The 13,152-nt window shown below is 55.7% G+C and carries 10 protein-coding genes and 1 pseudogene; 7 read left to right on the top strand and 4 right to left on the bottom strand.

The window, feature by feature from the left end; translation table 11 throughout:
* Positions 1-23: 23 nt before the first annotated feature.
* Positions 24-365 (bottom strand): hypothetical protein, encoded by a 342-nt coding sequence (locus tag ACFCXQ_RS00265; RefSeq protein ID WP_379551956.1) that lies wholly within the window; start codon positions 363-365, stop codon positions 24-26.
* 619 nt (positions 366-984) lie between these two features.
* Here ACFCXQ_RS00265 and ACFCXQ_RS00260 point away from each other — a divergent pair.
* The 5 genes and pseudogenes from ACFCXQ_RS00260 to ACFCXQ_RS14685 all read left to right on the top strand — a co-directional run.
* Positions 985-1,950 carry a sterol desaturase family protein gene (locus ACFCXQ_RS00260; protein ID WP_379551954.1) on the top strand — a complete coding sequence of 322 codons (966 nt, stop codon included), beginning with the start codon at positions 985-987 and terminating at the stop codon, positions 1,948-1,950.
* Between the two features lie 41 nt (positions 1,951-1,991).
* Positions 1,992-2,516, top strand: a complete 525-nt coding sequence (locus ACFCXQ_RS00255; RefSeq protein ID WP_379551952.1) for a rhodanese-like domain-containing protein — start codon at positions 1,992-1,994, stop codon at positions 2,514-2,516.
* A gap of 464 nt (positions 2,517-2,980) precedes the next feature.
* On the top strand, positions 2,981-5,068 hold the full coding sequence (locus ACFCXQ_RS00250) for a glycosyltransferase (protein ID WP_379551950.1): 2,088 nt from the start codon (positions 2,981-2,983) through the stop codon (positions 5,066-5,068).
* A 60-nt stretch (positions 5,069-5,128) separates the two neighbouring features.
* Positions 5,129-5,971: a DUF547 domain-containing protein gene (locus ACFCXQ_RS00245; RefSeq protein ID WP_379551948.1), complete on the top strand. Its 843-nt coding sequence runs from the start codon at positions 5,129-5,131 to the stop codon at positions 5,969-5,971.
* Between the two features lie 73 nt (positions 5,972-6,044).
* Positions 6,045-6,209 (top strand): annotated as a pseudogene (locus ACFCXQ_RS14685) (IS6 family transposase); the annotation flags it as partial.
* A gap of 74 nt (positions 6,210-6,283) precedes the next feature.
* On the opposite strand, the gene ACFCXQ_RS00240 reads toward ACFCXQ_RS14685, so the two are convergent.
* The 3 genes from ACFCXQ_RS00240 to ACFCXQ_RS00230 are packed head-to-tail and all read right to left on the bottom strand — an operon-like array spanning position 6,284 to position 9,020.
* A complete protein-coding gene (locus tag ACFCXQ_RS00240) occupies positions 6,284-7,582 on the bottom strand; it encodes a TRAP transporter large permease (RefSeq protein WP_379551946.1) in 1,299 nt (432 codons plus the stop codon).
* The gene (locus tag ACFCXQ_RS00235) at positions 7,579-8,064 is read right to left on the bottom strand and encodes a TRAP transporter small permease (protein ID WP_379551945.1); all 486 of its coding nucleotides are present in this window, start codon (positions 8,062-8,064) and stop codon (positions 7,579-7,581) included. Before ACFCXQ_RS00235 ends, ACFCXQ_RS00240 begins: the two co-directional genes overlap by 4 nt.
* Positions 8,065-8,069: 5 nt before the next feature.
* The gene (locus tag ACFCXQ_RS00230; RefSeq protein ID WP_379551942.1) at positions 8,070-9,020 is read right to left on the bottom strand and encodes a TRAP transporter substrate-binding protein; all 951 of its coding nucleotides are present in this window, start codon (positions 9,018-9,020) and stop codon (positions 8,070-8,072) included.
* Positions 9,021-9,267: 247 nt separating this feature from the next.
* Here ACFCXQ_RS00230 and ACFCXQ_RS00225 point away from each other — a divergent pair, with 247 nt between their 5' ends.
* On the top strand, positions 9,268-10,314 hold the full coding sequence (locus tag ACFCXQ_RS00225; protein ID WP_379554687.1) for a LacI family DNA-binding transcriptional regulator: 1,047 nt from the start codon (positions 9,268-9,270) through the stop codon (positions 10,312-10,314).
* A gap of 373 nt (positions 10,315-10,687) precedes the next feature.
* Positions 10,688-13,039, top strand: coding sequence for an MMPL family transporter (locus ACFCXQ_RS00220; RefSeq protein WP_379551941.1), 2,352 nt, complete (start codon positions 10,688-10,690; stop codon positions 13,037-13,039).
* Positions 13,040-13,152: the final 113 nt, after the last annotated feature.

Genomic DNA, 13,152 nt, shown 5'->3' with positions numbered 1-13,152 from the left:
TTTAGGCCGACAGCACCTCTTGATTAGATATCGTAGCGCTTTTCGAGATAGGTAAGAACAGCATTTCTGTGCCTGTTATTTATCTCAAAGCGACCCTCTCGCACCGCCTGAGCAACCTCAGATGCTGTGTCACGAGTGAGATTGTTATGATATTTGCAGCTCTTGCAAGTGATGTGCCGACGCACCAGTGCACGCCCCCGAGAAATTAAGCGACGTTCATCTGAAATGAGACTGTTATTGCCTCGTTGGACATGCGTTCCCCAATCGTTTCCAGCCGAACCGCGGCCAGTAGAACCTGAAGCAATGGCAACTGTAGAGCTCGCGGCTAGTGCAAAAACTGTTGCCGAAATCAGTGTTTTCTTCATTTGCACCTCCCTGTAAATACAAACAAAACCGCGCTTTTTTCATTTGCCCAGCCTTATGTTTTCATCGCAATACCTATCAGTATTTTGCCTTCGAGGAAAGGTGCTCTCTCTTTGATAGCAGATGGCCTCAGCTATCGATGCAGAAAAATTTTATCGGCAGTATTTCCGACTCTTGAGCACTGCCACCTCATCAACCGTGAAACTTACAAGGCCTTTGACTCAGCTGCCATGGGCAAATGGCAAATTCTCGCTGCGGTTAATGCCGATCGACCTCGCCGCAGCTCTCTTGCACCCAGAGACGAGCTTGCTTGCTTTAGCCTGACAGCACATCCAGACCGGATCGGACCGTGCACTCAGAGCTCAAAAAGATGTCTTTTGTGACGGCCCACAATTTGCCGAATCTAAAGCCGACTGCAGGAGCTTTATCGAGCTTCCTAGTACACACCAGTGTGCCTCATCTTCGCTCCCTGCCTAGACCGGTCAAATGTTTTCGCCTAGATTTGCTTGTTGGATTTTTAACTCTCCGATCGAAAAAGCCTGCACACGCATTTGTAACATTATACGGAAAGCCGACGGATTTAGCCCCTAGTACATACTCTTATCGGTCAGGGTGGATCAATTGAAGGTAACTCAGTCGAAAAGTTTGCCGGCCGATTTTGCCGATAAGGAACGAGCAGTCTCGATCTGGCGCTTCGCACTTACTTTCGGTTTGCTGGTTGTCTTGTCAGAGGCAATACTGCGCGGGGTTGGTTGGGCTCAATACAAAATTGGCTTTGCCCTCTACGAAGCGGAAGCGCCTTTGATCTGGGTTGACCTTGTGGCTGCGCTGGCGAACGGCCTGCTTTCTTTCCTTGGCCTCGTGTCTCTGTTCGCCTTTTTTGAATGGAAACAGTTGGGCTTCAACGATTTCCGCACGCGCTACGCAGAGGGGTTGCTCTACGGCGGCACCGCGATCAGCATAGGGGTTGCGCTTCAGGCGCTTGCTTTTAGTGCGCTTCGATCATTTGAGATAGAGCCGCTTCTAGGGGGCGACGATTTTGGCCCGCTGTTGGTCGTATTTCCTGTGATCTATATGGTCGTCATTGGGTTCTTCGAATATTGGCTGCACCGCGCATTGCATGATGTTCCGATGCTGTGGCGGCTTCATGCGATCCATCATCAGATTGAGGGGATGAACGCAGCGCGCAGTTATTCTCATTGGGCGCAAGACGCGCTGTATCTTGCGGTTATAACTATCCCTCTTGTGTTTCTTATTGAGAGTCCGCAGCAATATGTCGCTTTGCTAACGACCTTCTATCTCGTCTCAAATTACTACATGCACTCAGACAATCCGGCACTGTCATTCCCGCCCTTCTTGCGGCACATCCTGGCGGACAATATCTATCATCACTATCATCATTCCCGCGCGGTTGAGGACTGGGGCCGAAACTACTGCTCCTTCTTTTCCTTCTATGACCGGATATTCGGCACGCAGCATATGCCGCAGGATGAAAAGTTTCACCCGACCGGCATTGATGGATACCGCCCGCTTGAGGGTTGGCGCGATTACCTCGTGAGGCCCTTTACGAAGGATGGTGCAAGGTGAGAGCGTGGCCACGACGAAATTTCATCCTCGCCGGAATTGGCGTGGCAGCCGCGGTCCTCGCTTTGGTGGCCGTGTTGGTGGAGCGCACCTCGGGGCTTTCCGCTGTGCATGAGGGCATCGCAGCGAGCTATCCGAACGTCGTCCATATCGATGCGGCTGAATTCGCTCAGCATGACCGCCGGAGCCTGGTGGTTTTCGATACGCGCGAAGCCGAGGAATTTTCCGTGAGCCATCTGGCGGGTGCGATCCGTATCCCACCAGACCTGCCAGCGGAGGAGTTCCTGCTGGAATATGGCGATCTGGTCGAAGGCATGACAGTCGTATTCTATTGTTCAGTCGGTGCTCGGTCGAGCCAATATGCAGAGCAAACGCAGTCGGCCTTACGTGGTTTGGGCGCGGTCGATGTAGTCAATCTGAAGCGCGGCTTGTTCGGCTGGCACAATGAAGAGCGCCCACTCGTTGATACATCCGGCAAGGCGACGCGGATGATCCACCCCTACGACGAATATTGGGGGCGTTTGGTAGATCGTTCGGAGTTGATTTCACGAATACCAGAAAAGTTTTAGTGCCAAGGTGTATCCAACCGCGTCTTGCGCGCGAACCCTCATGCGAGCGAAGTTTATTTGAAGCGATATGAGGTGAGTTATTATGCGTGGTTTCGTGGTTTCCGCAGCAGTTTTGAGCATGGTGCTTGCTTCAGCTCCAGCACTTGCATCTGGCTCCGGTAGCGGTGGTGGCGGAGGCGGCTTTGGGGGCGGCTTTGACAGCGTCAGAGGCAACTCGCTCCCCCGAGTCTCGCCAGAACAGCGTCTTCTCAATCGGGGCCGGTCACAAGTGCGCAAGCGCATTACATGCAAAAAATGCGAATATCACCGGAACTTGAACCAACAAACCGCAAGCGAGGTCGCTCAGGCAGTTCGCAGCGGTAAGTTTGACATCAAGGAAAAAAATCGCAGCGCCGTGCTCTTATTCTTGCGCCAGCGTTACGGCGTTTGAGGCGTAAGGCTCGCCTTTTAGCGAGCCGGATTTTATGCCGGGCATAGACCGTACATTTGCTCCCCGCCTGCACATCACCGGCGGGGCGCTTGTGTTTTTGGCGACAGTTGTGACTTTGGTGGTACTGTCTCGTTCGCCAGGAACCTCAGTGCTGCCTTATGTCGCATCGTTAGTGGTTGGCGGTGCGCTGACGAGCTACCTGCTTTGGCGCCCTGCCAAGATTAGCGGGCTCGCGGTGTTGGCTGTTGCGGCGATTGGGCACGGCATAGCGCTATATGGGCATACCGTCTTTGAGGACGATTTTTACCGCTTCATTTGGGACGGATGGCGTCTACTGGAAACGGGGACCCCTTACGGCATTCCGCCTGAGGACTTCATCGACAACCCCGCTGTCCCGCCAGCGATGCGCGATATCCTTGAATGGATCAATTACCCATATTATCCGACCATTTATGGCCCCGTACTGCAGGTCATCTTTGCCATAACCACCTTTTTTGCTGGCGCCAATGAGCTTGGTTTGCGCTTTGTTTTTGCCGCTGCGGCGCTCGGACTGACTGCGTTGCTTCTGCGCAAATACAGCGGCGACAAAGTCGCTTTGTTCGCCTGGAATCCCCTTGTTGTGGCAGAGAGCACTTTGCATCTGCATCCCGACATTTTCCTAGGCTTTGCGCTTCTGGCTGCGGTTGTGGCTGGCCGCAAGCATCCGATCATTGCCGGCACTATGCTGGGCATTGCGGCCTGCGTGAAGCTGGTCGCGCTTGCTGCTTGGCCCTTGCTACTCCGGTTGAAACCATCGGCGATGATCGCAGCGGTGGCCACCACAGCTGGGCTTTACGGCGTGTTCGCCGTTCAAGGCCATGGTATCGGTCTCGATTCTACCGAGACGTTCGCCACCCAGTGGTATTTCAACCCATACGCGTATGAACCGCTGTTCCGCGCATTTGGTCCGACCTGGGGGAGACTTGCGACGCTTGCGATTGCCGCCGTTCTGGTTGTGTGGCTTCATGCCCGCGCGCGCGGATTTGAGGAAGTTCCGCTGGCCGCAGTATTCGGTGTAATTCTGCTTTTTGCGCCGGCGGTGAACGCATGGTATCTTTTATGGCTTCTACCACTTGCCTTGGGCCGCAAAGAGGTGTGGCCATATGTGGCGAGCGCGGTCTTGCCGCTGTCCTATCTCACCGGACTGAACCTTGAGGACTTTTCGCTGGAGGAGTTTCAGGTGCACCCCCTTGCGCAATATGCCCAATGGGGCGCTATCGCGGCCGCTATCCTCTATGATCTCTGGCGGGGCAAGCGCGCGCGCGGTACACCCCGTGAGCAACCCGCTCTCAATGACAAAATCGACCATCCGCAAATTTCCGTGGTCATCCCGGCGCTCAATGAAGAGGCCTCTATTGGCCCCACCGTGCGCGGCATACGCAGCGCAGGTTTGCGCGGCCTTTGCGAGGTGATTGTGGCTGACAATGGCTCAACTGATCAGACTGCGGCGAAGGCAGCAGCCGCAGGCGCCCGGGTCATTGCCGAGCATGAAAGAGGATACGGCGCAGCTTGTCTCGCCGCGCTCGATGCGCTTGATCCTAAGACAAACATCATTCTCTTCATGGATGCAGATTTGTCCGACGTGCCCGAAGAAGCAAGCGAGCTCGTCAAACCTATTGTTGCAAATAACGCTGATCTCGTAATCGGCTCACGAACTTTGGGCGCGATTGAGCCGGGCGCAATGAGCGTGCCGCAACGTTTTGGGAATTGGCTGGCTCCGGCTCTGGTCCGCCTGATCTGGGGCGTTCGTTATACCGATCTTGGGCCGTACAGAGCGATTCGGCGTGACGCGCTTGATCGGCTCGCTATGGCAGACCGTGATTTCGGCTGGACTATCGAAATGCAGGTGCGCGCCGCCAAGCAGCAAATGCGGATCACGGAGCGTCCAGCGCGCTATCGCAGGCGCGTGGGCGTCTCCAAAATTTCTGGGACGGCGCGAGGCGTTATCGCTGCTGGTTGCAAGATACTATTCGTAATCGGGCGCGAAGCCTTCGGCGATTTCGATCGCGCTGGCCAGACGAAGGGCGGGCGGCTAGCCAAACCTACTGATCAAGAGACCGAATCCAGCCAGATCGCGGTGTAACATTCTCCGCTGGCTGAGCGAAGGCACAGGAGTTGTCTGAAAGCCCTAAGGAAAATTGACATGCTCACCCGCGCCGCGCCTATACCAACTCCATCTTCAGCAATTTCCCGCCGAACTCTGCTTGGGGCGATCCCCGCCGCCGCGCTTGCGACTGCATGTGCGCCGGAACAGGGCAGCTTGGGCGATGAGAGCTTTTCCATCGCTGCCGACTCGACTGAAGCAATCGACCATTCGCAGTGGAACGAGCTGCTCGGCGAATATGTGAGTGAGGGCCCGGACGGAGTGAATCTGGTCGATTATGAGCGGATGAAGGCTGAGGCAAGCGACGCACTCACATCCTATCTCACCGCAATGCAGGCTATCGACATAGAGAGCTTTTCAGCCGACGAGCAATTCGCATTCTGGGTCAATCTCTACAACGCAGCGACAGTGGACGTGATTGTCCAAAATTGGCCGGTTGAATCAATTCGCGATATTGGCCTCTTGAGCCTAGGCCCTTGGAAAGATGATGCGGTAACGGTCTCTGGGCGGACACTTAGCCTCGATAATATTGAGCATGATATTCTTCGGCCTGAGTGGCAAGATGTACGCATTCACTACGCCGTGAATTGCGCCTCTATCGGCTGCCCCAACCTGGCGACTGAGGCCTACACAGCTGCTAAGCTGGAAGAGATGCTTGACGCGGCTGCCGCTGCCTTTGTCAACCATCCACGAGGTTTTGGCGGCGAGCCTGGGGAGATTATCGCATCCAATATTTTTGATTGGTATCAAAGTGATTGGGGCTCAGTCGAGGATGTCTTGGACCACGCACGTCAATATGCTGTCGGCCCGACGGCCAAGCTACTCGAAGGCGCAAACGACATTTCCGGATATGAGTATGACTGGTCGATCAATTCCAAATAATGGTGCTGTAAGGCCAAATGGTCTTGTCAGATCAAATGCACCGGATGCGGATTGAGGCGGCAAGGGAAGGTAACGGGCAATGCTGCGATTTCGACAGATGAAGTCGTTGCAGAAATTCGCATCCATCTATGCCAACGTCCACAATCACTTTTGCGCCGAACGCCATCGTGTCGACCGACAAACTTACCAAGCGAACCGCTCAGCCGCCTCGGCTGAGCGGCAAAATTTTGCTGCCTGAACTACCCTCAACCTAGCTACAACTCCGCCAATCGGAGGCGAGTTTGCTTTATTCTAACAGCACGAAGCTTTGTCTTATTCCATCATGCCGAAGAGGCGGGGCAAGCCCTCGGAAAGTTGCGGGATCGCTGTGGTCAGCGCGAGTGCCGCTAGCATTGCGAGATAAAGCGGGATCATCGGCTTGATCATTGCGGCAACCTTGGTCTGCCCTACGGCGGCACCCACAAACAGGACAGTCCCTACTGGCGGTGTGCAAAGCCCAATTGACAGGTTTAAGATGAGGATCATGCCGAAGTGCACCGGCGAAATTCCCAGGGCTGCGGCAACCGGCAGCAGTATTGGGGTGAAGATCAGGATTGCCGGCGTGATATCTAGAAACGCACCGATGATGAGCAGTATCACATTGATAAGCAGCAGCAGCAACAGTGGGTTTTCTGAGATTGTCAGCAGGCCCTCTGCGATAGCGCCAGGCATGCCTGAATAGGCAAGCATCCAAGCCATTCCGGTAGACGCGGCGATCAGGAACAGGACGATGCCGGTTGTCTCCGCCGATTTAATGATGACACCGGCCAGGTCCTTCCATTTCATTTCGCGGTGCAGGTAAATTCCCAGAAATAGGGAATAAACGACAGCGAACGCACTGGCTTCGGTCGCGGTGAACAAGCCGGAGACGATACCGCCTACTACTATGGCAAGCATGGCGATGCTGGGGATCGCAGGAATGATGGTGCGAACTGACTCGCGAAGCGATAACCGCTCCGAAACCGGATATCCTTCCTTACGCGCGACCAACATCGCCGCGATGATGAGGGCAATACCTGCGACGATGCCGGGGCCATAACCAGCCAGAAACAGCGCACCGATGGAGACGCCGCCAGCAGCAACGGCATAGACGATCATCACGTTCGAAGGCGGGATCAATAGGCCTAGAATGGACGCCGATGTCGTTACCGATGCCGCAAATGGCGCGTCATAACCTTCCTTCTTCATTGCCGGCACCATGAACGATCCGATGGCGGACGTCGCAGCTACTGCAGAGCCCGAGACTGATCCGAAAAGCATGCTCGAGATAATGTTGACCACGGCCAACCCGCCGGGAAGCGCGCCGATCAATCCCTTGGCCGCATTGATCAAGCGGCTGGCGACGCCGCCGGCCCCCATAAGATAACCGCTCAGAATGAAAAAGGGGATTGCTAGCAGGGTGAAACTGTCGAGACCGGCGACCATTCGCTGAGCAAGAGTGGTCGTGGCCGGGTCGAGCGGCATGATTGAGCCGAGCGCGGCGAGCGTTGCCAGCCCGATGGCGAAGCCAATCGGCACGTTGAGCGCCACGAGCAGGAAGAATACTGCTATGAGGATGAGACCCGTGGTCATTGCGGTTCTCCAGCAGCTGGTTCGTTTTCGGTTGAAATTCCTTCGATGAGGAAGGAGATCGCAAAATATGAGATCACCAGTCCGCTAAGCGGCATGACCGTGTAAATGGTCCACATTGGCAGGCCGAGTGCGGCTGAGGTCTGGCCCAGCGTCGCGGTGACTTTCACCAATAAGCCGCCACCATAGACCATGACTGCCAGCGCAAAGGCCGCGCATGACAGCCAGATGGCGCGGGCCGCAGTGACTCGTGAACTGGCCGAGAGCCTGCTCGAAATGAGATCAACCCCCACATGCATGCGCCGGGCAAAGGCATAAGCCATTGAGACCATGCCCAGCCAGATGAGTAGGAAACGGGCGATCTCTTCGGTCGCAGAGCTGGGCGCTTCCAGAACATATCGGCCAATGACCTGCCATAACACCGTCAAGACGGTCGCGCTGAACAGCAGCACCAGAATGCCGGCGAGCATTTTTTCAATCATCATGCGCATCATGCATTCTCCGACATGGCTTCAATCCGCGCAGCAAGCTCTCCGATGCGGGTTCCGTCATAACTGGCTTTCAATTCAGCCACTGCGTCGCGGAAAGGGGCCTTGTCAGGCCGGTTTATTGTGACGCCGCTCGCCTCGATTTCGGCCAGCGCGTCATCAGAGGCCTTGCGCCATAACTCACGTTGATAGCTCTCAGATGCAGCCATTGCCTGCTTGGCCCATCCCTGTTGTTCGCTTGTCATGTTGTCCCAAACGCTTTGGCTCATGACCACCACATCAGGCGCGCTGACATGCTCATCGAGCGAGTAGAATTTCGAGACCTCATGGTGCCGTGCACTCAGCACGCTGGGAGGGTTATTCTCCGCACCATCGACAACACCCTGCTGCAATGCGGCGTACAGTTCACCGAATGCGATCGGAGTTGCCGCACCGCCAAAGGTTTCGACCGTTTTGACCAATGCTTCGCTGGGCAAGACCCGCAAAGTCTTGCCGCGAATGTCAGCCGGCGTGTTGACCGGGCCGCCAGTCATGTAAAAGCTGCGTGCTCCGGCGTCGTAGTGACCGATCCCTTTGAGGAGGATATCGCTCAATCCGTCCAAAATTTCCTGCCCGATGTCGCTCTGCACGACGCGCCGCTGATGCTCACTGTCATCGAACAGATAGGGCAAAGAATAGACGCCCATATCCGGCGCGAAATTCTCCAGCGAAAGCGACGAGACTTTGGTCATCGAAATAGCGCCTAGCTGAACCAGTTCGACAAGCTCGCGCTCGGTCCCCAGTTGGGCATTGGCGAAAATTTCCACTTCGATTGACTTACTAGACAGCCGGATCAGCTCTTCACGAAACCGTACCATGGCCAAATGCACTGGGTGCTGTTCATCGAGCGTATGTGCCAGTGTCAGACGGTTGGTTGCGCCAAATTGTGCGCAGGCAGGCGTTAGTGCCGCCAAGCCAGCTGCTGACCATAATTTTAGATGTTTGCGCCTTGAGTGCACAGCATCCCCCCTTACAAACGCCGGTGACCTAACGAAGTTGGCCGGCACTTAATTCCATGATATTCCATCTTAATGGTAACCGGTGTCAGAGTAACTGCAAGCCTGATTTGTTTTGATTGCCAATCGACCTTAAAGTTGTCAGCAGGTTGGGGCACATGCATTTGGCAGACTGCCGCGTGCTTGCTGAAAGGGGCGCTTGAAGTTGCGAGACGACGATAATCCGCGAGGTCAAGGAACGCCTACTATCAATGATGTGGCGGCACTGGCGGGAGTTTCTAAGAAAACTGTCAGCCGATTTATCAACAAATCTCCGCTGATGAGTGATGCGACGCGCGAGAAAGTTTCGGCGGCGATCAAGCAGTTGGACTATGTCCCCAACCCACAAGCCAGAGCACTGGCGCTGCGGCGCAATTTCATGATTGCCTTGTTGCATGACAATCCCAATGGCCAGACTGTACTCAATTTCCAGAAGGGCGTTCTTTCCGCGATCAAGGATACCGAACTGGCATTGGCAGTAAGGCCGGTGGATCGTACTTCACCGGAGCTTTTGAACGAGATTGACTCGTTTTTGACAAAGCAACGGCCCTTGGGTGTCTTGATTCTGCCGCCGATTTCGGAACGGGATGACATTGTTGAACTGTGTAGGCGCCTCGATGTTGCCTATATGCGGATTGGATCCACCGCGCTCGATGAGCCAGCGCATTGTGTTGCGTCGAACGATCGCGAGGTGGTGCATGAACTGACTGCAGCCTTGCTCGCGAAGGGTCTAAAAAGAATCGGATTTGTGCGCGGACCTGAAGGTTTCCGGTCACCTGTCGAGCGTGAAACCGGCTTTCGAGATGCCTTCGCCGATAGCGGTGCTGCGCTTGACGAGTCGCTGATGGCACAGGGCAATTACCGTTTCGAGTCAGGACTAGAGGCCGGGCGTAAGCTGCTCGACCGCGAGGACCGTCCCAGCGCGATTTTCGCGAGCAATGACGAAATGGCATCAGGTGTTTTGCATGCTGCATACAGTTTGGGATTGAAGGTTCCGGGCGATTTGGAAGTGGTCGGGTTCGATGACACCGCGACGGCTTCGCATGTTTGGCCAACCTTGACGACAGTGCATTGGCCGATCGAGGAAATGGGGCGACTGGCCGCCGCGAAATTGGTCTCCGAATTTCTAGGCGAGTGGACGCATGAATGCGACTTGGAGCAGGTGGTTGTTCCCTCTCATATCGTCGAGCGCGCGTCTGCCAAGCTCCGGTAAGCTGGACCTGACAGAACTTTGGAGTCCTGCGGGGAGCGTCCCGCTAGTGTTGTAAGGCTAAAATTGCGGTCGGCGAGGGTTGGTAGAGGCGTGGTGCGCTTGTTCAGTGCTAAAGAAAACTCTCCAGAGCGGCTCGGCTTTCGTAACCGGGCGAAGAGTTTCGAAAATTGAGGCCAGGTGGCACACCATGGGATAGGGTGAGAAAGGACGCTTGACCATGCGATACTCGTCGTTCAGTCAATGCATGTAATTGCGGTGGGTCTGTAAAGATGGTGTTCGTTTGGGCTGTGCGAGGGGCGATTGCCGTTTCGGTGATGCAGCCTCCCCTTTTTTCGATTGAAGGTCCCATTCACCTACCTTGCGCGGCGCATATATGAGCGACCCTGCAAGCCAACCGGCAGGGGCCAAGAAAGCGATTTCGAAACTGGGCGAGTTTTGTTGGGATCGCCCGTGGCCTGTGCTGGCTGGCTGGCTAATCACTGTGATTGCCGCTGCCCTGATAATCGGGGCCTATTCCGACCGATTGGTGAGCGGGGCAGGTAGTATCGCAGGAAGCCAGTCCGCGCGGATTGACGCCGAATTGGCCGATACTTTCGGAGTTCGCGATAGCCAGGCGCTGATTTTAACGTACAGCGATCCGGCCCTGAATCTTGATGACGATGCCCGCTATGAGTTCATCGACGACATCGAGAATGGATTGTTAGAGATACCGGCGGTCGAAGCCGTTTTTCTCGCAAGCGATGTGATCGAGCAGCCCCGTGATGACAAGGGGCACGCTCTCATCATCGCGCTGGACACACCAGATGCCCTTGGAGCGGAGCAACAGGTGCCGGTGATCCGGCAAGCTATCGGTGCAATGCTGCAGGATAGGGCTGACATCGAATGGGCGGTCAGCGGACGCGGCGCGATTAGCTATGATCTCACAGTCTTTAGCGTTGAAGACAGTGCAAGGTCTGAATTGCGCGCCTTGCCGCTTGCCTTATTGGTTTTGCTATACGCCTTTGGCGCTGTGCTTTCAGCCTCACTGCCAGTCCTCTTGGCTATTGCTGCGCGCACGGTTGCCTTTGCCGGCATCGTCATATTCGCTGGATTCTTTGATATTTCGACTGTTGCCCAGGCCATCGTAACAATGCTCGCGATCGCTCTTGGCATCGACTATTCGCTATTCGTCTATCATCGTTATCGTCAGGTCCTAAGCGATGCGGTCGCCTGCAACTCGGGCGATGCGCATGATCAGCGACGCGGGGCACTGATCGAGGCAATGGGCCAATCAGGCCTCGTCGTGCTCTATAGCGGTTTGGCTGTGGCGATTGGGATGGCATCATTGGTGATGACCCCGATGATGGAAATGCGCTCAATCGGCTTTGGCGGGCTGGCCGCCGTAACCGTCAGCGTCGCCGTCGCGCTCACCATGCTCCCAGCGTTACTTTCGCTTATCGGGGCAAAAGCGCTAGACTGGCCAGGTCGCGCAAAACCTGGGCGCGGTTATACCGCGACTTCTCACCGATGGTGCGGTTGGGGTAGGCTCATCGTGCGTCACCCTTGGATCGCGATATTGAGCAGCCTTGCGGCCGTGCTGCTAATGGCCGCCCCCTCACTCTATACCCAATCGGGCTTTCCAGATGACGAGCTCTTTCCGCCTGAACTGGAATCGGTGCGCGGTGTGCAAATGCTTGAGGAAATGGAGATCAAGGGGCTCAGCGCGCCTGTCTTTGTGGTCATTTCGCGCAGCGATGGCGGAGCGGTCATCACAGAGCAAAGCGCGCCCAAATTACGCGAACTAAGGGGAGCGATCGAGGCGGATTCGCGCATTGCCGAAGTGTCCGCACCGCGGCTTTCGAGCCGCCCGTCGCTCACCCCGTTTCCGATGTCAGGAGCGCAAAGCCTGATGAGCGAGAGTGGGGACAAGATCCTATTTCGTGCGATCCCGCGTACCGACACCAATTTGTTCGCACTACGCGGGTTGGCGCGCGAGATACCGACGTGGATTGACCTACCCGGGGTGACGGTTGAAACTGGCGGGCAGGCGCAATTCCTCAACGATTTCGATGACGGGGTGAGAGCGAGTTACGCGCCCGTGTTGTTCACCGTATTGGTCGCAACAGGCCTTGCGCTACTGCTGATGCTCGGCGCGCCATTAGTGTCGTTCAAAGCGCTGATCCTCAATCTGCTCTCAGTGGCTGCAGGCTATGGCATGGTCGTTTTCGTGTTCCAGCTTGGTTACGGTTCCGAATTGTTCGGTTTGGCCAGTCCGGCGGAGCTCATCCCGAGCTCTGTTCCGGTGGTGATCTTTGCTGTCCTGTTTGGGCTCAGCATGGATTATGAGATATTCCTCGTGAGCCGAATGAGAGACATTTACCTCAGCTGCGGCGACAATGAGCGAAGCATCGTCGAAGCTCTGGGCGATACCGGCTCAGTGATCAGCAGCGCTGCGCTCATTATGGCGCTAGTTTTCGGTGCCTTTGCCTTTTCGCAAATCGTAATCGTCCAGATGGTAGGTCTGGGCCTCGCCACGGCCATTCTGGTCGATGCGTTGATCATCAGGGCGGTTCTGGGGCCTGCCTTCATGATGGTCGCAGGGAAATGGAACTGGTGGCCACTGAAGCCGTACGGCGGGAGGATTGTAGACAAATCCGCCGTCAAAGGAGCTTCAGGTTCTGGATCTACCGGGGTCTCTGGCGCGAGTGCCGCTTTGACCAGACAATCAGCTAACAGCTCAGAGTGAGCCATCGCTCCACGGCATCATGTTCAGGCAGACTCCAGGGCTGAACTCTGCTCATGTCCTCCGTCATTAAGCCGGGTGATTGACCGTTCCATCGCTGCTGTTAGGAATGACTC

The sequence above is a fragment of the Qipengyuania rhodophyticola genome (assembly GCF_042493225.1).
GTDB lineage: Bacteria > Pseudomonadota > Alphaproteobacteria > Sphingomonadales > Sphingomonadaceae > Erythrobacter.
The sequence above is the reverse complement of the archived record's forward strand: the minus strand, read 5'-3'. Positions and strand labels throughout refer to the sequence as shown.

Bases quoted from the DNA above. Each gene is read 5' to 3' on its own strand.
- ACFCXQ_RS00240 (WP_379551946.1), bottom strand. From the start codon at position 7,582: ATGACCACGGGTCTCATCCTCATAGCAGTATTCTTCCTGCTCGTGGCG.
- ACFCXQ_RS00250 (WP_379551950.1), top strand. From the start codon at position 2,981: ATGCCGGGCATAGACCGTACATTTGCTCCCCGCCTGCACATCACCGGC.
- ACFCXQ_RS00245 (WP_379551948.1), top strand. From the start codon at position 5,129: ATGCTCACCCGCGCCGCGCCTATACCAACTCCATCTTCAGCAATTTCC.
- ACFCXQ_RS00235 (WP_379551945.1), bottom strand. From the start codon at position 8,064: ATGATGATTGAAAAAATGCTCGCCGGCATTCTGGTGCTGCTGTTCAGC.
- ACFCXQ_RS00265 (WP_379551956.1), bottom strand. From the start codon at position 365: ATGAAGAAAACACTGATTTCGGCAACAGTTTTTGCACTAGCCGCGAGC.
- ACFCXQ_RS00220 (WP_379551941.1), top strand. From the start codon at position 10,688: ATGAGCGACCCTGCAAGCCAACCGGCAGGGGCCAAGAAAGCGATTTCG.